We start from the raw sequence: 20,376 nt of genomic DNA, 5'->3' as shown, positions 1-20,376 counted from the left end.
TTACTTTTCTCCATACCTTTGTCTCCGAATAATTTAATACAACCATTTAAAATAGAACCAACATGAGATTTGTTAACTACATTATCGGACTTCTACTCGCAGCTTTCTACACATCTGCCCCCCTCATGGCAAATAACAATAAAAATGACGAATTTGAAACTTTAATGGAGAAAATAAGGAACGACTTTGCACAAAATCCACTTATTGACGAAACTTTAAATAAGTACGATGCCGGCAAAGGATGTTTTACCGATGTAGACTACAGCCGCCGTGACCGCACCAACTGGGAACCTCTCATCCACATAAACCGATTGTATGATTTTGCTTTTGCCTATACCAATCCGCAGAACACTTACTATCAAAACGAAGACATTTACAATAAGATAGTGAAAGGACTGGAATATTGGTATGAACGTAATCCGCACTGCAACAACTGGTGGTACAACCAAATTGCCGAACCTCAGAAAATCGGCATATTACTTATACAGATGCGTATCGGCAAAAAACAAATTCCATCCGAACTGGAGACTAAAACTTTACAACGCATACGCAAAGACGGTGGACACCCTGCCAAATGGACGGGTGCCAACCAAACAGACATCGCACTTCACTGGATTTACCGGTCATGCCTGGAAAAAAACGCGACCGACCTGAAAACGGCTCTCGATAATGCTTACAGCCCGATAGAATACACCGTCAAAGAGGGTTTTCAGCATGACAACTCTTACTTCCAGCATGGCGTACAGCTTTATATCGGCGGATATGGTGATGAGATTCTAAAAGGAATCACCCAAGTAGCCATGTACACACAAGGAACCCAATATGCATTGAGTGCCGAAAAAATACGGATTCTGAGCAAATTTATGCGCGGGACTTATTATCAGACCATACGCGGAAAACATATGCTTTTTGACGTACTAGGCAGAGGCATAAGCCGGAAAAACATTACCGACAAAAGCGCTACTACCCTGTTTGCCAAACGGATGATTGTCCTCGACCCGGAACATACAGACGAATATAAGGCCATTATCTCCCGTCTGAAAGGTGAGCAGCCTGCTGACTACAAGTTGCAGCCACTGCACACACATTACTTCCGGGGAGATTATACCCTGCACGTACGTCCCGGCTATACTTTCGACGTCCGCATGGTATCCACCCGCACCATGCGCTGCGAATACGGCAACGGGGAAAACTTAAAAACTTACTTTATGTCGGACGGATGCACCAATATAGCAACACAAGGAAATGAATACGCCAATATCCTGCCTGTATGGAACTGGTGCAGAATCCCCGGAACAACCGCCCCGCAACTGGATACGATTCCGATGGCTGCGAGCGACTGGCAGACCCGAGGAACATCAACTTTTGCCGGCGGTGTATCCGACAGTATCTACGGAGTATCCGCCTACGCCTACACGGACAACTATGCAGGAGTCAACACCGGTGCTAAAAAGGCATGGTTCTTCTTCGACAATGAAGTGGTATGCTTAGGGGCAGGAATCAATTCTACCTCTCACGCACCCATATATACTACAATCAACCAATGCCTGCTGAATGATAAAAACATACTGGTATCACAGAACAAGAAACAAACAGTTATAAAGAAAGGAGAATTTACCTATGATTCTCCCGACTGGGCTTTACATAACGGAATCGGATATATCTTTCCGCAAGGCGGGCGGATATACCTGAATAATGAACAACAAACAGGGTCATGGTACGACATCAACCATACCGAATCGAAAGAGATGCAACACCGGGAAGTTTTCACTCTCGGATTCGACCACGGGACTACTCCTCACAACGCCACCTATGCATATATCATAGCACCGGGGATAACTTCCGCCCAGCAAATGGACGCATACAATAAGAAGAGCCCTGTTGAAATCCTGGTCAATACGGATTCCATGCAGATTGTAAGGCACAAAAAGCTGAATATCTGGCAAATGGTATTTTATCGGGAAGGAACTTTCACTCACAAGGAGATGACCGTAAAGGTGGACAAAGCATGTACATTAATGCTCAAAGGCAGTCGCCGGGACAATGCGGAATTGCATATTGCCGACCCTGCACAAAAACAGTCGCGCATCAAAGTAGACGTATGCATCCCCAAGATTTCCAAAGATACCCGGAGCATCTTATGTGATTTTGAGAATACAGGTATCTATGCCGGCGCATCCAAGAAATACATTCTTTACAAGAAACAATAATCCATTTGAGCTCCACATAATCCCCGTTCCAGCAGGTTCAGACAAAGGGTCATTCTCACCGCGATGAGATTTTTTTCTCATCACGGTGAGTATACTTTGAGAAAAGTACTGGCTGATAATTTGTATAGAGGAAGAATTCTCTTTATTACATCTGTTTATTGGATTATATTATCAAAAACAGCTATATTTGCTACATAATTCAAGATATCTTATCTCCAAACAAATTTAAACAGCAGATAATGAGCCCAGCCGTCATATCTATTACTATTGTGGCATACTTTATAATCCTGTTCACTATTTCTTATATAGCAGGACGCAAAGCCGACAATGAAGGATTCTTTGTAGGGAACCGTAAATCGGCTTGGTATATCGTTGCTTTTGCCATGATTGGTTCCACGATTTCCGGGGTTACTTTTGTCTCTGTTCCGGGCATGGTACAGGCAAGCAGTTTTTCTTACTTGCAAATGGTACTGGGATTTATAGTCGGGCAGATTATCATAGCGTTTGTGCTCGTTCCTCTCTTTTACCGCATGAATTTAGTTTCCATCTACGAATATTTGGAGAACAGGTTCGGAAGTTCATCTTATAAGACGGGAGCCTGTTTTTTCTTTATTTCAAAGATGTTGGGAGCAGCCGTCCGGCTCTTTCTCGTATGCCTGACTTTGCAACTGCTTATCTTCGAACCTTTCCATCTCCCGTTCTTGCTGAACGTTATCCTGACCGTATTTATCGTATGGCTCTATACATTCCGCGGCGGGGTGAAATCATTGATATGGACAGATGTCCTGAAAACATTCTGCCTAGTAGTTTCGGTGGTTCTCTGTATCTACTATATCGCTTCCAACCTGCACCTGAATTTCAGCGGCCTGGTCACTACGATTTCGGACAGTGACTTCTCCAAGACATTCTTCTTTGATGATGTCAATGACAAGCGGTATTTCTTCAAGCAATTTCTGGCAGGGGTATTCACCGTCATTGCCATGAACGGGCTCGACCAGGATATGATGCAACGCAATCTCAGTTGCAAGAACTTCCGGGATTCACAGAAGAACATGATTACAAGCGGCATTTCGCAATTCTTTGTTATTCTGCTTTTCCTCATGCTGGGAGTATTGCTTTATACTTTTACAGCGCAGCAAGGGATTGAGAATCCGGGAAAAAGCGACGAGTTATTTCCGATGGTCGCTACCGGAGATTATTTTCCCGGCATAGTCGGGATATTATTCATTATCGGGTTGATAGCGTCCGCCTATTCTGCGGCAGGCTCTGCCTTGACGGCGCTGACTACTTCCTTCACCGTAGACATTCTACATGCGCAGAAAAAAGGAGAAGCCGCACTCAGTAAGATACGAAAGCATGTACATATCGGTATGGCAGTCGTCATGGGAGCAGTTATTTTCGTTTTCAATCTGTTGAACAATACCAGTGTGATTGATGCGATTTACACATTGGCAAGTTATACATACGGCCCTATCTTAGGGCTGTTCGCCTTCGGCATCTTCACCAAGAAACAAGTTTATGACAAATATATCCCGTTGGTAGCTATCGCGTCCCCTGCACTTTGCTATATCCTGCAAAGAAATTCGGAAGCTTGGTTCAACGGTTACCAAATCAGTTACGAGTTGTTGATTATCAATGCCCTGTTTACATTCCTCGGGCTTTGTTTGCTCATCAAAAGACAAGACAAAGAGGTATCGTACACAACTCATACTACAAAACAAGAAATAAAATAATGAAAGCAACAATCAACTGTTTTCTTCCTTTTAGCAGGTTGGAAGAAACTGTACAGACGGTTAAAGAATTACGTGCGTCGGCACTGGTAGACAAGATTTATTTATTGGCATCACCGATTACCAATGTCTGCCTTCCCGGATGCGAACTTATTTCCGTAGAGAAAATGCAATCCACACAAGCGATGCGGGCTATTGCCGAACATTCCAATAAAGCATATACCTTACTTTATACCAAACGCACTGCGTTAAAAATAGGGCTGTTCGCTCTTGAAAGAATGGTTCAAGTAATGGAAATGACTCAAGCAGGCATGGTCTATGCAGACCATTACCAACAAGTGGACGGTGTGCTAAAACCTGCTCCGGTCATTGACTACCAACCCGGTAGCCTACGAGATGATTTCGATTTCGGTTCGGTATTGCTGTTCGATACCAACGCATTCAAGAAAGCCATAAAAGAAACAGAAGAAGAATATCAATACGCCGGCTTGTATGATTTGAGACTCAAAATATCCCAAAAGAACAAACTGGTACATATCAACGAATATCTATATACGGAAGTAGAAAGTGACAAGCGGAAAAGCGGTGAAAAACAGTTTGATTATGTAGACCCTAAAAACCGCCAGGTACAGATTGAAATGGAACAAGCATGCACCAAACATTTGAAAGAGATTGGCGGATATCTGCATCCTATCTTCCATCCCATAGACTTCTCTTCCCACACTTTTGAATATGAAGCTTCTGTCATTATACCCGTGCGCAACCGCATTCGCACCATCAAAGATGCCGTACGCTCGGCACTAAACCAGCAAACGACCTTCCCGTTCAATGTCATTGTCATCGACAACCATTCGACAGACGGAACGACCGAAGCACTTCAGGAACTAAGTGTGGACAAACGTTTGATTCACGTCATTCCCGAAAGGGATGACCTCGGCATCGGTGGTTGTTGGAATGTAGGTATCCATCACGAAAAATGCGGAAAGTTTGCCGTCCAACTTGATAGCGATGACGTATATAAAGACGAACATAGTCTGCAAATCATCATTGATACTTTCTATAAACAGAAATGCGCAATGGTAATCGGCACTTATATGATGACTAATTTTGATATGCAGGAAATTGCCCCCGGCATCATCGATCATAAGGAATGGACGCCCGACAACGGACGAAACAATGCATTACGCATCAACGGCTTGGGAGCTCCCCGTGCATTCTATACGCCTATTCTTCGGAAAATCAAAGTCCCGAATACAAGCTATGGGGAAGACTATGCCCTTGGATTGAAAATTTCACACGATTATCAGATAGGCAGAATATATGACGTGATTTACCTTTGCCGCCGTTGGGAAGGAAACTCGGACGCTGCGCTGCCTGTTGAGAAAGTCAACCAGAATAATCTATATAAAGACCGACTTCGTACGTGGGAATTGGAACAGCGCATCCTGCAACAAGAAACGACATTAGAGAAAATTCAGCAAAGAATCGAACAGTTATTCCAGAAGCAAACCCTTTCATGGGAACTTGCCAAAGAGAATTACCAGGCATTGGAACAGTATCAGTCACGAACAAAAGAAATAGGAAAATGGATGGGTAATAGCCATTTAGACGCGAAACTATTCCTTAATCCGAAACGTATTCTTTCGGCTACCGCACAGACAGATACTGTCTCTATTCACTCACGGCCTTGCTTCCTCTGCCAAACAAACCGACCGCAGGAACAAGAGTTCCTCAGTTTTGGGAATTATCAGATACTGGTTAATCCCTATCCCATATTTAAACACCACTTTACAATTGTAGATAAGGAACACAAGCCGCAATCCATAGCCGGGCGTTTTAAAGATATGATAGAACTCACCGACATAATGAAAGAATACTTCCTTTTGTATAATGGACCGGAATGTGGAGCTTCCGCTCCCGATCATGCCCATTTTCAAGCTTGCAGTAAAGAGGAAAGCTTGCAGGGGACATATAACGATAGCATAGAATTAATAGATAACGACAAGGTGCTAATTAATTATGCAGATTTCCCGTACAGTTTTATCCATATTGAGGCGGAAAATAAGAGAACAATGTCGAAAACCTTTCATCTGATTTACGACATCCTAGCTGCCAATAATAACGGAAAAGAACCAATGATGAATATTCTTGCCTGGTATGGTTTGATACGCACCAAAGATTCTTTTGGAAAGAACTACGAAGACGAACTTAAAGCCGCAACCACACACCCTTACAAATGTGTTATCTTCTTACGCAGCAAACATCGCCCTGACTGCTATTACGCCAAAGGAGACGAACAAATTCTCATCAGTCCTGCTATTGCTGAAATGAACGGTATATTCCCTATAGTACGCGAAGAGGATATGGAGAAACTGACTCCTGAAAAGGTATATGATATCTATAAGGAAGTATCCATATCTAAAGAAAAACTACAAGAAATAGCAGAACGCATTAAAGCCGCCTTATGACAGAGCCTCAAATAGCAGTTGGCATTCTTTCGGAGAAAGAGATTAGATTCTCTTTCCCGGAAGAATTCATCTCTTCTGATGGAATGGCAATCTCCGGAATACAACAAGCCGTTTATCAGAAAGGGAAAATCCATTGGCAAGAAAAAGTATATGATGAGTTATCCTTCACTCCCCAAAAGAATACAACTTCTTTCTTTGAACTGCAAGACGTAACCATCGGCATCAACTTCCATTGGGAACGTAAAGAAGTTCAAAGGTTCAAAGGTAAACTGAAGATTATCGTTGAAGATGACAAGCTGACCGCCATCAATATAATTTCTATCGAAGATTATCTCACCAGCGTGATTTCATCAGAGATGAGCGCAACAGCTTCTTTAGAACTGTTGAAAGCACATGCGGTTATCTCCCGAAGCTGGCTATTGAATAAATTGAGAATTGAGAATGAAAAATTGAAAAATAAGATGCAACCGGACAACGCGGACAGCGCAGCCATTTCTCAATTCTCAACTCTCAATTCTCAAATTATCAAATGGTACGACCATGAAGCCCACAAGAACTTTGATGTATGTGCCGACGACCATTGCCAGCGTTATCAAGGGATTACACGTGCCTCAACTCCACAGGCTGTTGAGGCTGTTTCCGCTACACGGGGTGAGGCACTTATCTACGAAGGGAAGATTTGTGACGCCCGCTTCTCCAAATGCTGCGGCGGTGCTTTTGAAGAATTCCAGAACTGCTGGGAGAATGTAAGGCATCCTTATCTTATCGGACAACGGGACAGCCGAACAGAAAACCTGCTTCCCGACTTGAGCATAGAAGCGGAAGCGGACAAGTGGATACGCACTTCGCCCGTTGCATTCTGTAACACACAGGACGAGAAGATTCTCAGTCAGGTTTTAAATAACTACGACCAGGAGACTGCAGACTTCTATCGTTGGAAAGTCTGCTACTCCCAACAAGAACTGTCCGAACTGATTCACAAGCGCTCGGGTATTGATTTCGGGAAAATTATAGATTTAATTCCCATAGAAAGGGGAACATCCGGTCGTCTCGTCCGACTGAAGATAGTAGGTACGCTACGCACACTCACCATCGGAAAAGAACTGGAGATACGCCGTACCCTATCGACTTCTCATCTTTATAGTTCTGCTTTCGTTGTGGATAAGGAATACAAAGAAGAATATAGAGAATGTAAAGAAGAAGAGCTAAAAATCCCTTCCCGCTTTATCCTCACCGGTGCCGGATGGGGACATGGAGTGGGGCTTTGCCAAATTGGTGCTGCCGTAATGGGAGAACAAGGCTATAAATACGAAGAGATACTATCTCACTACTACCCCGGTAGTACGATTGAGAGACAATATAAATAAAATCAGACTGATGCTATGACAACGCCAACCATAAACAAAAATCCCTGGAGCTGGATTCCAACCCTCTACTTTGCGGAAGGGCTGCCTTATGTAGCGGTAATGACTATTGCCGTCATCATGTACAAGCGCCTGGGATTGTCGAATACAGAAATTGCCTTATATACTTCCTGGCTTTATCTTCCCTGGACTATCAAGCCCTTATGGAGTCCCTTCGTTGATTTGATTAAAACGAAACGCGCCTGGATTATCGCCATGCAAGGGCTTATTGGTGCAGGATTTGCAGGGATAGCCTTTTTTATCCCTACGACCCATTATGTGCAATTTACGCTTGCTTTCTTTTGGTTGTTAGCGTTCAGTTCCGCCACACATGACATTGCGGCGGACGGTTTCTATATGCTCGGGCTCAACAACAAAGAACAATCTTTTTTTGTAGGTATCCGAAATACATTCTACCGGCTCGCCAATATCTTCGGACAAGGTATTCTTGTGATGCTGGCAGGCTGGTTGGAGACATCACAAAACAATATTCCTTTGGCGTGGAGTATTACGTTCTACTTTATGGCGGGATTATTTCTTGCCCTTACTATCTACCACCGCTTTATCCTCCCCTATCCCGCTTCCGACACTAAACGTCCTGGGCTGACAGCGGGAAAGTTATTAGAAGATTTTCTCCTGACTTTCGTCACTTTCTTCAAGAAGAAGCATTTGGGGCTTATGTTCTTTTTCCTGCTCACCTACCGGTTGGGAGAGTCACAGTTAGCCAAAATAGCCTCTCCTTTCCTGCTTGATACTACGGATAAAGGCGGATTGGGATTATCTACGGCAACCGTCGGAATGATTTATGGTACGATAGGTGTCATAGCCCTGTTAGTCGGGGGGATTATCAGCGGCTTCCTTGTGTCACGCGACGGATTCAAGAAATGGATACTCCCCATGGCACTGGCTATCAACCTGCCGGATATTTTATACGTATGGATGGCTGCCACCACTCCGGATAATCCTATATTTATATCCATCTGTGTAGCTATCGAACAACTGGGTTACGGTTTCGGCTTCACAGCCTATATGCTTTATCTGATTTATATTGCGGAAGGCGAGCATAAGACTGCTCATTATGCTATCGGAACGGGATTTATGGCACTGGGCATGATGATTCCGGGAATGCCCGCAGGTTGGATACAGGAACACACCAGCTACACCAGTTTTTTTATCTGGGTATGTATCTGTACCATACCCGGCATTATCGCTTCATTAATGATTCGCAACCGGCTGGACGATTCTTTCGGAAAGAAACAATAAACAATTTACTTAATAACTTAACACATTAACAAGTAACAGTCATGAATGTAACAAGTAACAAACGCCTACTGGCACTCGATGTAATGCGGGGCATTACCATCGCAGGAATGATTCTGGTAAATAATCCGGGGTCTTGGGGATACGTATATCCCCCTCTTAAACATGCTCAATGGAACGGTCTTACCCCCACAGACCTGGTTTTCCCTTTCTTCATGTTTATCATGGGAATCTCTACCTACATCTCGCTCAGAAAGTATAACTTCACGTTCAGTCCCCCCGCTGCCCTGAAGATTATCAAAAGAACGATTGTCATTTTCCTTATCGGAATAGCCATCAACTGGTTTGCCTTGCTTTGCTACCACCACGACCCGCTCCCCTTTGCCCAAATCCGGGTGTTGGGAGTGATGCAACGACTTGCCCTTTGCTACGGAGCATCCGCATTAATCGCTTTGCTTATCAAACACAAGTATATACCTTATCTGATTTTTGTATTATTGGCAGGTTACTTTATCATTCTTATCACCGGCAACGGCTTTGCCTACAACGAGACGAACATTCTTTCTATTGTAGACCGCAGTATCCTGGGAGATGCGCATATGTATCAGGACAACCACATCGACCCGGAAGGACTTCTCAGCACTATCCCTTCCATCGCGCACGTACTGATAGGTTTCTGTGTCGGCAAACTATTGATGGAGGTCAAAGACATTCGCGAGAAACTCGAACGGCTCTTCCTTATCGGAACTATCCTTACTTTTGCAGGTTTCCTGTTGAGCTATGGATGCCCGTTCAACAAAAAGATATGGTCGCCGACTTTCGTTCTGGTCACTTGCGGACTAGGTTCCAGCATGCTGGCTTTGCTCGTCTGGATAATCGACATAAAAGGGTACAAGAAATGGAGCCGCTTCTTCGAGTCTTTCGGAGTGAATCCGCTCTTTATCTATGTACTGGCAGATGTTCTCGCCATCCTGCTAGGCGTCATAACCGTCACTTACCAGGGAGAAAGCACTTCCTTGCAGCAAGCCTTCTATGCCGGTACCCTGCAACCCATTTTCGGAAACGAAGGGGGCTCATTAGCTTACGCCATATTGTTTGTCCTGCTCAACTGGGCAATAGGCTATATATTATATAAAAAGAAAATATACATTAAGATATGATATTGATTGCAGACAGCGGTTCTACCAAGACCGACTGGTGTGTCGTTCTCAACGGCACACCTATCAAACGAATCAGCACAAAAGGGCTGAACCCTTTCTTCCAATCGGAAGAGGAAGTTCAACAAGAACTGGCACATTCTCTTCTGCCACAGTTACCGGAAGGGACGATTAACTCCGTCTATTTCTATGGTGCAGGTTGTACCCCCGAAAAAGCGCCTGTCATCCGGCGGGCAATAGCCGACAGTTTACCCATTGTCGGGAATATCAAAGCCTATTCGGATATGCTGGCTGCTGCCCGTGGATTATGCGGACATGAGGCAGGCATTGTCTGTATCCTGGGAACCGGTTCCAACTCCTGCTTTTACAATGGAAAAGAGATTGTCAATAACGTCTCGCCATTGGGATTTATCTTAGGCGATGAAGGAAGCGGCGCAGTACTGGGAAAATTGTTAGTAGGTGATATTCTGAAAAACCAGTTGTCACCTACCGTAAAGGAAGCATTTCTCAAACAATTCGACCTGACAGCTCCCGAAATCATCGACCGAGTTTACCGTCAGCCTTTCCCGAACCGCTTCCTGGCAAGTCTCTCTCCTTTCATAGCCCAACATCTGGAAGAACCGGGTATCCGCCAGTTAGTCCTCAATAGTTTCATCGCTTTCTTACGAAGAAATGTGATGCAATATGACTATGCACAGTATCCGGCACATTTCATCGGTTCGGTAGCTCATTATTACAAGGAAATATTACAGGAAGCAGCACAGGAAACGGGAGTCAGTATCGGCAAGATTCTTCAAAGCCCGATGGAAGGATTAATCCGGTACCATACGACTTCATCCAATCAGTTTAATTTATAACCAATTGCTTATATATCATCAATTTATAATCAGCAACTCATAATATAATTAGTAAATTGTAATCATCCCAATGCAGATAACCGAACAATCATCCCTCTACGACGATTTAGAAAAGAAGTCTGTACGAGAAATATTAGAAGACATCAATCGTGAAGACCAAAAGGTGGCATTAGCCGTACAAAAGTCTATTCCACAGATTGAACAGCTTGTCAGCCTGATTGTCCCCCGTATGAAGCAGGGCGGACGCATCTTTTATATGGGTGCAGGAACAAGCGGTCGCCTGGGAGTACTGGATGCTTCAGAGATACCACCGACATTCGGCATGCCGCCTACCTGGATTATCGGCTTGATAGCCGGCGGAGATACTGCTCTACGTAATCCGGTGGAAGGTGCAGAGGACGATATGAACCGGGGATGGGAAGAGCTTACCGAACATCAGATTAATGATAAGGATACCGTAATCGGCATTGCCGCTTCCGGCACCACACCTTATGTAATCGGTGCTTTGCGGGAAGCCCGCAAGCATGGCATCCTGACAGGCTGTATCACCAGCAATCCCGATTCTCCGATGGCGGCAGAAGCGGATATCGCCATTGAGATGATTGTCGGGCCGGAATATGTGACGGGGAGTTCACGGATGAAATCAGGTACCGGACAAAAGATGATTCTGAATATGATTAGCACTTCGGTGATGATTCAACTCGGACGGGTAAAAGGAAATAAGATGGTGAATATGCAGTTGAGTAATCAGAAGCTAGTGGAAAGAGGGACGCGGATGATTATGGAAGAACTGGGGTTAGACCATGGGCATGCGCAAAAGCTGTTACTGCTGCATGGTTCGGTAAAGAAGGCGGTTGACGCATACAATTCAATATCCAAACTATAAAGTATTGCTATTACCCTTTACCGGAGAGCGCCGGAAACATTGATTTTCGTTCAATAATCTAATAGATGGTATCGTATATCTGCCAATAATTAAATAGTATATACTGTTTAATCGTTAATTTAATTGCCTTTAAAAAGAGAATAGACTATTTTTGTTCTCACACTAAAATGAAAGCAGTAGTGGATGCAGCTATAAAGAAAATACCCTACGGGATGACGGACTTCGAGAGAATAATCCGTGAAAATTTTTAGCCAACAATATTCTGATAGATTATGGCAACGAACGTTATCAGGACATTACTCCTGCAACCCCGGTTATTACAACTTCCCGACATGGTTTATAGCTACTGCATCGAAATTAAGTATGCCAAACGGGATACATCCGACACCGAGATAGAGAAACTACTAGCCAATGCAAAAATACAACTGAAACAATATGCAGCCAGCGAATGGATAGCACACGACAAGAGAACCACTGAGCTGAAAAGTATTGCGTTAGTATTTCAAGGATGGAAGCTTGTAAGAGTGGAAGAGGTGTGATATGGAACTTCCCTCGAATCCTCAAATATAGCATCAAAGCTATGCCAGTTCTACTCCGGTCCGGAATGGACGGCAAAGTGCTTGGCACGATACCGATAGATTGGGGAAAAACGGTTGCCAGTCCGGCACGTCCTACACCGTGCAACGCTTCATTCCACCAGTCGTACTCTTTGATTCCCAGTCGCGGAATAGCCGGTGAGGAATTTTGCATTAATGATACTTTCTCTTCCTGTGTCAAACGGGGCAATTTCAGACACCAAAAAGGGTGAAAGGTATCAACCTCCCACCCTTTCGTTCAGGATATATAAAGCAAATTCCTAAAACTCAACCAAAATACGGAATACCTTTCCCGGATTAGCCGTCCATTCCTGCATGGCTTCCAAAGCACCTTCCGGTTTGGCTATCTTCGAAATCAACTCTTCCACCGGACAATTTCCTTCTTTCATATAGTTTATTACCGCACGGAAATCTGCCGGCAACGCATTTCTGGAACCACGGATATCCAATTCTTTTTGAACGAAAAGTTTCGTTTGGAAAGCCACTTCACTCTTGGCATAGCCGATGCAAACTACACGCCCAGTGAATCCGACTTCATCCACTGCCATTACATAAGTTACCGGACTGCCGACTGCTTCAATCACAACATCGGCACCGAGTCCTTCCGTTATTTCCTGTATCCGTTCGTGTACATTCTCTGTTTTAGAGTTAACCACATAAGATGCGCCGACCTTCTTCGCCAGTACCAGTTTTTCATCATCCAAATCGACAGCAATTACTGTTGCACCTCTCAAAGCAGCACGTACAATCGCACCTATACCAATCATGCCGCAGCCGATTACCATCACAAACTCGTTATCAATCACCTGTGCACGCGATACGGCATGAAATCCGACACTCATCGGTTCAATCAGCGCACAGTCACGGGAAGAGATATTGCCCGCCGGAATAATCTTCGTCCAGGGTAATACTGCATATTCGCACATCACTCCATTGCGTTGCACACCCAGCGTTTCGTTATATTCGCAGGCATTGACCCGCCCATTACGGCAGGAAGCACATTTACCGCAATTGGTGTACGGATTCAGCGTCACATTCATTCCTTTCTCGAAACCTGCCGGAACACCCGAACCGATTTCTTCAATAACCGCTCCTACTTCGTGTCCCGGTATCACTGGCAAATTCACCATCGGATTCTTGCCCAGGAACGTGTTTAAGTCCGAACCACAAAAACCGACATACTTGATTTTTACTAATACTTCACCGGCGCCAACGGTCGGTTTTTCCAGTTCAACCACCTTCATTTCTGAGGGGTTGACAATTTGAACTGCTTTCATTTGATATGTTTGATCATTACTGTCCCGTAAAAGTGGATAAATAGTTCTTTGAAATAATTGAAATATAGTCTATTAGATACTACTTTTTAGGCGCGACGATTTGAAATCATACCTTTGAGGTCAATTAAGGTGACCTCAAATGAACCAAGATAAATATGTTTTCGCTCAGTTAGTAGAATTCTTGAACAATGATAAGTTCAGAAGACTTGTAGACAAGTATGATGGCAATCGTTATGTGAAACATTTCACTTGCTGGAGTCAGTTACTTGCAATGATGTTCGGTCAACTCAGTAATCGTGAAAGTCTTCGTGACTTGATTGTAGCTTTGGAAGCACATCAAGGAAAGCGTTATCATTTGGGATTGGGTCGTGAGCCCATTGCCAAAACTACGCTTGCATCTGCCAATCAGAATCGGGATTACAGAATCTTCGAAGATTTTGCTTTCTATATGATGAAGGAAGCATGTGAAAAACGATCGACTCACATCTTGGATATTCCAGGAAGGAAGTATGCGTTTGATTCCACTACGATTCCTTTATGTTTGGCTACATTCCCTTGGGCGAAGTTCCGTAAGAAAAAAGGTGGAGTTAAGGCTCATGTCCTTTATGACATAGAAGCACAACTTCCAGCCTTTTATACAGTAACTACAGCATCCAGGCATGATTCAACAGAAATGTCCGCAATTAATTATGAGCCAAATGCTTATTATATATTTGACAGAGCGTATGACTCGTTTAAAGAACTTTATCGGATTCATCTTACAGGTTCTTTCTTTGTAGTCAGAGCGAAGTCTAATCTGAAATGCAAGTTCTGTAAATGGAAGCGTAGAATGCCGAAGAATATCCTTTCAGATGCGGAAGTGAAACTGATAGGGTACACTTCTGAAAAGAAGTATCCTGAATCATTCAGAGTCATCCGTTTCTATGATGAAGAGGATGATCGTGAATTCACATTCCTGACGAATGCCAAACACATATCTGCACTTGATGTTGCCAATCTTTATAAGAAAAGATGGTTCGTGGAACTTTTCTTCAAATGGCTGAAACAACACCTTAAGATAAAAAGGTTCTGGGGTACTACCGAGAATGCGGTTCGAATACAGATTAGTGTTGCTATCATCACCTATTGTTTAGTAGCTATTGTCCAATATGATATGCAACTGAATCGTTCAACTTATGAGGTCTTGCAGATTCTTAGCATCTCATTAACAGATAAAACGCCTTTACAAGAGCTGTTTAATAAGACTAATTTCAATGATGTCAAAGAACAATTTAATCCCCTTATTCCGGGATTATTTGATTAATTAATAACTCGTCCCGATTTTAACGGGACACTAGTGATGTTTGATAATAAATTTATTAATCGATTACTTTATAACCTTTCCAACCGTAATAGGCACAGAAGACAAAGCAAATCATCGGCACACAATAGGCCATATAATAGATGTGCTCATTGGCGTGCATGAAATAGGCTGTCAACTGCGGGAGACAGGCATTGCCCACAATCGCCATGACAAGAAATGCCGAGCCGCTCTTTGTCTGATTCCCCAATCCTTTCAAAGCCAACGAAAACTGAGTAGGATACATGATAGACATAAAGAAAGAAATAGCCAACATTGCGTATAGTCCAACCATTCCACCCCATATCATGATAACTCCGCACAGGAGTATATTCATCAGTGCATAGATTAACAGCATATCCTGCGGACGGAATTTTATCATCAATCCCGTACCAATCCAACGGCCTAAAAGGAAAGCGAGCATATACAATCCGAAAAAGGTAGTTGCCGTATCTTCCGGCAGTCCGGCATATGTACAGCAATATACCAAGAAAAGGCTGTTAATAGCCGTCTGCCCGCCATTATAGAAGAACTGCGCAATCACTCCCCAACGCAGATGCGAATGTTTCAGTACGCCAAAATCTATCAGTTTTTCTTTCTTATTGTCAGTCGTCGCTTTATCTGAAGAAGCTTCTGCGCCTTCATCCCCAATCTTCGGCAGTTTGGAGAATACAAAGACAACAGCTATGGCGATAAGCAGCAAAGCCAGTATCAGGTAGGGAAGTTTCATGGCATCCGTTTCCAGTTGGATATAGGCTTGCCAGCCACCCGGATAATCTACAGGAAGAGTCTCACGTGTATAGTGAGTTCCACTGAGGATAAGTTTACTCAGGAACATGGCAGCAATGAAAGCTCCCAGTCCGTTGAAGGATTGTGCCAGGTTCAGTCGTCGCGGAGCGGTTTCGGGAGCTCCTAAAACGGTGACATACGGGTTGGCGGCTGTTTCCAGAAAACACATTCCGGTGGCGATAATGAAGAAGATGCAAAGGTAAGCCCAATACTCTTTCAAGATAGCTGCCGGGAAAAATAGCAGGCCGCCGATAGCTGCCAATATCAGTCCGAAGATAATCCCTGCCTTATAGCTATAACGCTTCATAAACATAGCAATGGGAATCGGGAAAATAAAATAGGCAAGCCAATAGGCAGTCTCCGTAAAGGAAGCCTCAAAGGTATTCAGCTCGCAGGTCTTCATCAACTGTCGTATCATCGTGGGAAGCAGATTACTACTTATCGCCCACAAGAAGAAAAGGCAGAAAACCAAAGCCAACGGTATTGTATATGTATTCTTTTTCATGGTATAATATTGTTTCACAATGTGGTTATTTTCTCAATCATTCAGACATGTTCTTGATGTAAGGAAGTACGGGAAGGTCCGTAAATCCATAGAAGTTCCGGGCATTTTCTCCTAGAAAAAGTGCCTTTTCCTTCTCTGACAGTTCTGGCGATTTCAGCACAAAGTCATAGGACATCTTGTAGGTGATAGCCGTAATAGTACGCGGATAATCCGACCCCCACATCAGTTTCTCCATTCCGACCAATTCCGCCGCTTCACGAATAGCCTTAACAGCGCCTTTGAACGGATAGAACTCATCATTGAAAAGCCACGTGATTCCTCCGGATTCAATCATTACATTCGGGTGGCGTGCCAACTTTATCTGTTCGAGCCAATCCGGCAACGTAACCATTCCGAAATGTCCGATAGCTATCTTCAACCGGGGACATTCCTGAATTATCTCTTCCATTTCAGGAACTTGTGTCGCCCCATCCGCCAAATCAATAGAAAGCATCACACTCCGCTCTTCCATATAGTGGAACATCTGCATCATCTCTTCGCTATTCAGCATCACCCTGCCTTCTTTCAGCAACAGGCGATGTGCGGGAATCTTGATAGCTTTAAAGCCTCTGGCTATGAGTTTCTTTGCCTGTTCCAGGAATCCCGGTTTACGAAACTCACACATTCCGCATACAAAGAAACGATTGGGATAACGGGCAACAACCTCGGCTAAATAGTCATTCTGTATGCCATCAATAAACTCCTGTGTAATGACAGCGGCAGACACTTGCGCATAGTCCATATTCGACAGAAAGACTTCCGCACTATTCACTCCGTCTATCATAAAAGGTGGAACCATCTGCCGGATTTCTCCCATAAATAGCGAGCGTCCGTTTTCAAGCGTTCGGATAGGGAGTCCATCTACGACCGTATCCTGCCGTAACCACAGATGAGCATGTGCATCAATAATTGTGTAATCCATACGAACGGTTCTGTTTTATGAGTTTGCCCAGCTTACACGTTTCTGTTCCCCGATAATATCCTGCACTTCCCGAACAAGTTCCCAGTCAACCGGTTCCCCGATGAAAGCGATATTCTTTTTCACATTTTCAGGATTAGTCGTACTGAACAAAGTAGTCGCAATCCGAGGATTGCTGACAGAGAATTGCATGGCAAGTTTCTCAATCGGATAGTTTTTCGCTTTACAATGTTCCATTGCTTTGCTGCAGGCTTCTACCAGTGTTTTTGGGGCCGGATGCCAAGCAGGAACACCCCGTTCGCTCAATAGTCCCATTGAAAGTGGAGAAGCATTGATTACACCGATTTCTTTAGATTCAAAATAATCCAAGAAGTCAGCAAGTTTATCATCACACAGGCAATAATGGCAGAAGTTAAGAACAGATTCAACCGTACCGCTTGGAGAGTGGTCGATGACCCATTTCAGGTTCTCCAGTTGCAGGTCAGTGATTCCGACATGGCCTACCACACCTTTCTCACGCAATTCCACCAAAGCAGGCAGTGTCTCATTTACCACCTGATTTAAATCGGCAAATTCAATATCGTGCACATTTATCAAGTCGATAAAGTCTATGTTCAGACGTTCCATACTCTCATACACGCTCTCGGTAGCACGTTTAGCGGAATAATCCCATAAATTCACACCGTCCTTTCCATAACGTCCTACCTTTGTAGAAAGATAATAACGGTCACGAGGAAGCTCTTTCAGTGCTTTTCCCAGTACGGTTTCCGCTTTATAGTGTCCGTAATAAGGAGAGACATCAATGAAATTCATTCCCGATTCAACAGCAGTGAACACCGCCTGGATACCTTCTTTCTCTTTCAAATCATGGAAAACTCCCCCTAAGGAAGAAGCTCCGAAACTAAGAGATGAAACTTTCATCCCCGTCTTTCCGATTTCATGGTATTGCATACTTTTAGGTTTTAAATAGTTTTGTATGCGGCAAAAATAGGTCATGAATGATTGCCGTCAGTCAAAGGATAGCGTAAAAAGCCACGTAACGGTTTACGTAAAAAATATTGCTTCGAATGTTTTTATTTACCCGGGAATGTGCTTTCTTTGTAAAAGATTCAAAGTTGGAAACCTTCAAATGGAAAACCGGAAGCATACCTCACTCAAAGACCTTGCCCAAGCATTGGGCGTATCGATTCCCACTGTATCCAGGGCGTTGAAAGACAGTCCTGAAATCAGCCGTGAACTTTGTGCCAAGGTAAAGGAACTTGCCAAGGAGATGAATTATCGCCCTAATCCTTTTGCCATGAGTTTACGGAAAAATGCGCCGCGTATTATCGGTGTGGTCGTTCCGGATATCGTAACCCATTTCTTTGCATCTATTTTGAACGGAATAGAAAATATGGCTATCGCCAACGGATATTTTGTGATTATCACCACATCACACGAATCTTACGAGCATGAGAAGCGGAATATCGAGAATTTGGTCAATATGCGTGTAGAAGGTATTATCGCCTGTTTATCCCAAGAGACAACAGATTATTCCCATTTCGAAGCCTTGAAAGACATCAATATGCCGCTTATCCTATTCGACCGCGTTTGCTTGACTGACCAGTTTTCTTCAGTTGTAGCCGATGGAGCACAATCTGCGCAAATGGCAACGCAACATCTGTTGGATAATGGAAGTAAACGGGTAGCCTTTATCGGTGGAGCCAATCACCTGGATATTGTAAAAAGGAGAAAGCATGGTTATCTGGAAGCGTTGCGTGATAACCGGATTCCTATCGAAAAGGAGTTGGTGGTTTGCCGGAAGATTGATTACGAGGAAGGCAAGATTGCCACGGAAACATTGCTGTCTCTCCCCCAACCTCCCGATGCAATTCTTGCAATGAATGATACATTGGCATTCGCGGCTATGGAAGTTATCAAAAGCCATGGTCTCCGCATACCGGAGGATATTGCCATTATCGGATATACGGATGAACAACATGCCAATTATGTGGAGCCCAAATTATCAGCCGTGTCTCATCAGACCTATAAAATGGGAGAAGCTGCCTGCCAGTTGCTGATTGAACATATTAAAGGAGATAAGACAATCAAGCAGGTGATGATTCCGACACATTTGCAGATTAGAGAGAGTAGTATTAAGCCACGGCCTTAATATAAGAGCATAAGCCAAATTCGTATTATTCAAATAAACCTTGTCCACTTTCCCCAACAGCCTGATACCTTCCGTATCCGAACGAAGCTGGTTAATCATACCGGCTTTCTCCCAATAGCACATAAGATCAGAAACCGTATTTCTATTTATATCAAGAAAAGAGGTATTGCATCTATTACGATACAATACCTCTTTATCCTCATTGTCTTATATAAGACTATCTATCTACGATCTTGTCTAACTTCACATTATAAACTAATGCAGAATATGGCTGTAAAGATCCATCGTTACCAGTACCAGAGCCATAACCGCTTTGATAAGGAATATATAATGTCCAGAAATCACCAACTTTCATTTCAACCAGAGCATAAGACCAACCAGAAATTACACCATCCAAAGAAAACTCTGCAGGAGAATCAAACTCTGTCGGCTCTGCCCCCGTGAAAGTCTGCTGAACTACATCTCCATTAAAATAAGACATACGATAATATGCACTGATAGTAGAAGTATATACGGGAAATTCTGTTCCATCCCCGTTTTGTATCTTCTTTACATATATCTTTTGATTATTGGTCAAATCTGTTACAGCATAAAGTCTCTCTTTTTCATCTGTTACCGCTATGCTACCGCTTTGCTGCCCAGCATATACATTTGCTATAGAATCGATAAAAGCTTCGCTACGTGCCTGCCAATTATCATACTTACCAACCTCTTCCGTTTCACTACAAGCAGTAAACGCAAGAGCCAATAATATTAAGGAGAAAAAATAGATCTTTTTACTCATTCGTC

General features: G+C 43.5%; 17 protein-coding genes and 1 pseudogene. 12 read left to right on the top strand and 6 right to left on the bottom strand.

The window, feature by feature from the left end; genetic code table 11:
* Positions 1–62 precede the first annotated feature (62 nt).
* From ACGHVY_RS17455 to ACGHVY_RS17410, 10 genes are all read left to right on the top strand, one after another.
* A complete protein-coding gene (locus tag ACGHVY_RS17455; protein ID WP_390600254.1) occupies positions 63–2,210 on the top strand; it encodes a polysaccharide lyase 8 family protein in 2,148 nt (715 codons plus the stop codon).
* 239 nt (positions 2,211–2,449) lie between these two features.
* On the top strand, positions 2,450–3,943 hold the full coding sequence (locus tag ACGHVY_RS17450; protein ID WP_390600253.1) for a sodium:solute symporter: 1,494 nt from the start codon (positions 2,450–2,452) through the stop codon (positions 3,941–3,943).
* Positions 3,943–6,408 carry a DUF4922 domain-containing protein gene (locus ACGHVY_RS17445; RefSeq protein WP_390600251.1) on the top strand — a complete coding sequence of 822 codons (2,466 nt, stop codon included), beginning with the start codon at positions 3,943–3,945 and terminating at the stop codon, positions 6,406–6,408. The genes ACGHVY_RS17450 and ACGHVY_RS17445 overlap by 1 nt, the downstream gene beginning before the upstream one ends.
* Positions 6,405–7,775 (top strand): SpoIID/LytB domain-containing protein, encoded by a 1,371-nt coding sequence (locus ACGHVY_RS17440; RefSeq protein WP_390600250.1) that lies wholly within the window; start codon positions 6,405–6,407, stop codon positions 7,773–7,775. The genes ACGHVY_RS17445 and ACGHVY_RS17440 overlap by 4 nt, the downstream gene beginning before the upstream one ends.
* Before the next feature lie 15 nt (positions 7,776–7,790).
* Positions 7,791–9,074, top strand: coding sequence for an MFS transporter (locus ACGHVY_RS17435; RefSeq protein WP_390600248.1), 1,284 nt, complete (start codon positions 7,791–7,793; stop codon positions 9,072–9,074).
* Between the two features lie 41 nt (positions 9,075–9,115).
* Positions 9,116–10,231, top strand: a complete 1,116-nt coding sequence (locus ACGHVY_RS17430; protein ID WP_390600245.1) for an acyltransferase family protein — start codon at positions 9,116–9,118, stop codon at positions 10,229–10,231.
* Positions 10,228–11,085, top strand: coding sequence for an ATPase (locus ACGHVY_RS17425; RefSeq protein ID WP_390600243.1), 858 nt, complete (start codon positions 10,228–10,230; stop codon positions 11,083–11,085). The genes ACGHVY_RS17430 and ACGHVY_RS17425 overlap by 4 nt, the downstream gene beginning before the upstream one ends.
* Before the next feature lie 70 nt (positions 11,086–11,155).
* Complete coding sequence (gene murQ, locus ACGHVY_RS17420) at positions 11,156–11,971, top strand: N-acetylmuramic acid 6-phosphate etherase (RefSeq protein ID WP_390600241.1); 816 nt, start codon at positions 11,156–11,158, stop codon at positions 11,969–11,971.
* A 272-nt stretch (positions 11,972–12,243) separates the two neighbouring features.
* On the top strand, positions 12,244–12,510 hold the full coding sequence (locus ACGHVY_RS17415) for a PD-(D/E)XK nuclease domain-containing protein (RefSeq protein ID WP_390600239.1): 267 nt from the start codon (positions 12,244–12,246) through the stop codon (positions 12,508–12,510).
* Between the two features lie 41 nt (positions 12,511–12,551).
* On the top strand, positions 12,552–12,779 hold the full coding sequence (locus ACGHVY_RS17410; protein ID WP_390600996.1) for a hypothetical protein: 228 nt from the start codon (positions 12,552–12,554) through the stop codon (positions 12,777–12,779).
* A 48-nt stretch (positions 12,780–12,827) separates the two neighbouring features.
* Here ACGHVY_RS17410 and ACGHVY_RS17405 read toward each other — a convergent pair whose 3' ends face one another.
* Positions 12,828–13,844 (bottom strand): zinc-binding alcohol dehydrogenase family protein, encoded by a 1,017-nt coding sequence (locus ACGHVY_RS17405; RefSeq protein ID WP_390600238.1) that lies wholly within the window; start codon positions 13,842–13,844, stop codon positions 12,828–12,830.
* Positions 13,845–13,983: 139 nt separating this feature from the next.
* Between ACGHVY_RS17405 and ACGHVY_RS17400 the strand changes: the two genes are divergently transcribed.
* The gene (locus ACGHVY_RS17400) at positions 13,984–15,147 is read left to right on the top strand and encodes an IS4 family transposase (protein ID WP_002561845.1); all 1,164 of its coding nucleotides are present in this window, start codon (positions 13,984–13,986) and stop codon (positions 15,145–15,147) included.
* Positions 15,148–15,202: 55 nt separating this feature from the next.
* On the opposite strand, the gene fucP is transcribed toward ACGHVY_RS17400, so the two are convergent.
* Genes fucP through ACGHVY_RS17385 form a run of 3 tightly spaced genes read right to left on the bottom strand, consistent with a single transcriptional unit; the run spans position 15,203 to position 18,386 of the window.
* Positions 15,203–16,477, bottom strand: a complete 1,275-nt coding sequence (gene fucP, locus ACGHVY_RS17395) for an L-fucose:H+ symporter permease (RefSeq protein WP_390600236.1) — start codon at positions 16,475–16,477, stop codon at positions 15,203–15,205.
* Between the two features lie 37 nt (positions 16,478–16,514).
* Positions 16,515–17,438: an amidohydrolase family protein gene (locus ACGHVY_RS17390; protein ID WP_390600234.1), complete on the bottom strand. Its 924-nt coding sequence runs from the start codon at positions 17,436–17,438 to the stop codon at positions 16,515–16,517.
* Positions 17,439–17,453: 15 nt separating this feature from the next.
* Entirely contained in the window at positions 17,454–18,386 is a 933-nt protein-coding gene (locus ACGHVY_RS17385) for an aldo/keto reductase (protein WP_390600233.1), read from the bottom strand.
* 178 nt (positions 18,387–18,564) lie between these two features.
* Between ACGHVY_RS17385 and ACGHVY_RS17380 the strand changes: the two genes are divergently transcribed.
* Positions 18,565–19,587 (top strand): LacI family DNA-binding transcriptional regulator, encoded by a 1,023-nt coding sequence (locus ACGHVY_RS17380; RefSeq protein ID WP_390600231.1) that lies wholly within the window; start codon positions 18,565–18,567, stop codon positions 19,585–19,587.
* A gap of 3 nt (positions 19,588–19,590) precedes the next feature.
* On the opposite strand, the pseudogene ACGHVY_RS17375 reads toward ACGHVY_RS17380, so the two are convergent.
* Positions 19,591–19,743: pseudogene (locus tag ACGHVY_RS17375) on the bottom strand (ATP-binding protein); the annotation flags it as partial.
* 61 nt (positions 19,744–19,804) lie between these two features.
* A complete protein-coding gene (locus ACGHVY_RS17370) occupies positions 19,805–20,371 on the bottom strand; it encodes an FKBP-type peptidyl-prolyl cis-trans isomerase (RefSeq protein ID WP_308744528.1) in 567 nt (188 codons plus the stop codon).
* Positions 20,372–20,376 lie beyond the last annotated feature (5 nt).

Origin of the sequence: Bacteroides sp. f07, assembly GCF_042854785.1 — a bacterium.
Lineage (GTDB): Bacteria > Bacteroidota > Bacteroidia > Bacteroidales > Bacteroidaceae > Bacteroides.
Note: the sequence above shows the minus strand (reverse complement) of the source record. Positions and strands in the feature narration are given on the sequence as shown.

Excerpts from the sequence above, each read along its gene's own strand:
- ACGHVY_RS17455 (WP_390600254.1), top strand. The coding sequence starts at position 63 with ATGAGATTTGTTAACTACATTATCGGACTTCTACTCGCAGCTTTCTAC.
- ACGHVY_RS17450 (WP_390600253.1), top strand. The coding sequence starts at position 2,450 with ATGAGCCCAGCCGTCATATCTATTACTATTGTGGCATACTTTATAATC.
- ACGHVY_RS17445 (WP_390600251.1), top strand. The coding sequence starts at position 3,943 with ATGAAAGCAACAATCAACTGTTTTCTTCCTTTTAGCAGGTTGGAAGAA.
- ACGHVY_RS17440 (WP_390600250.1), top strand. The coding sequence starts at position 6,405 with ATGACAGAGCCTCAAATAGCAGTTGGCATTCTTTCGGAGAAAGAGATT.
- ACGHVY_RS17435 (WP_390600248.1), top strand. The coding sequence starts at position 7,791 with ATGACAACGCCAACCATAAACAAAAATCCCTGGAGCTGGATTCCAACC.
- ACGHVY_RS17430 (WP_390600245.1), top strand. The coding sequence starts at position 9,116 with ATGAATGTAACAAGTAACAAACGCCTACTGGCACTCGATGTAATGCGG.
- ACGHVY_RS17425 (WP_390600243.1), top strand. The coding sequence starts at position 10,228 with ATGATATTGATTGCAGACAGCGGTTCTACCAAGACCGACTGGTGTGTC.
- murQ (WP_390600241.1), top strand. The coding sequence starts at position 11,156 with ATGCAGATAACCGAACAATCATCCCTCTACGACGATTTAGAAAAGAAG.
- ACGHVY_RS17415 (WP_390600239.1), top strand. The coding sequence starts at position 12,244 with ATGGCAACGAACGTTATCAGGACATTACTCCTGCAACCCCGGTTATTA.
- ACGHVY_RS17410 (WP_390600996.1), top strand. The coding sequence starts at position 12,552 with ATGCCAGTTCTACTCCGGTCCGGAATGGACGGCAAAGTGCTTGGCACG.
- ACGHVY_RS17405 (WP_390600238.1), bottom strand. The coding sequence starts at position 13,844 with ATGAAAGCAGTTCAAATTGTCAACCCCTCAGAAATGAAGGTGGTTGAA.
- ACGHVY_RS17400 (WP_002561845.1), top strand. The coding sequence starts at position 13,984 with ATGAACCAAGATAAATATGTTTTCGCTCAGTTAGTAGAATTCTTGAAC.
- fucP (WP_390600236.1), bottom strand. The coding sequence starts at position 16,477 with ATGAAAAAGAATACATATACAATACCGTTGGCTTTGGTTTTCTGCCTT.
- ACGHVY_RS17390 (WP_390600234.1), bottom strand. The coding sequence starts at position 17,438 with ATGGATTACACAATTATTGATGCACATGCTCATCTGTGGTTACGGCAG.
- ACGHVY_RS17385 (WP_390600233.1), bottom strand. The coding sequence starts at position 18,386 with ATGCAATACCATGAAATCGGAAAGACGGGGATGAAAGTTTCATCTCTT.
- ACGHVY_RS17380 (WP_390600231.1), top strand. The coding sequence starts at position 18,565 with ATGGAAAACCGGAAGCATACCTCACTCAAAGACCTTGCCCAAGCATTG.
- ACGHVY_RS17370 (WP_308744528.1), bottom strand. The coding sequence starts at position 20,371 with ATGAGTAAAAAGATCTATTTTTTCTCCTTAATATTATTGGCTCTTGCG.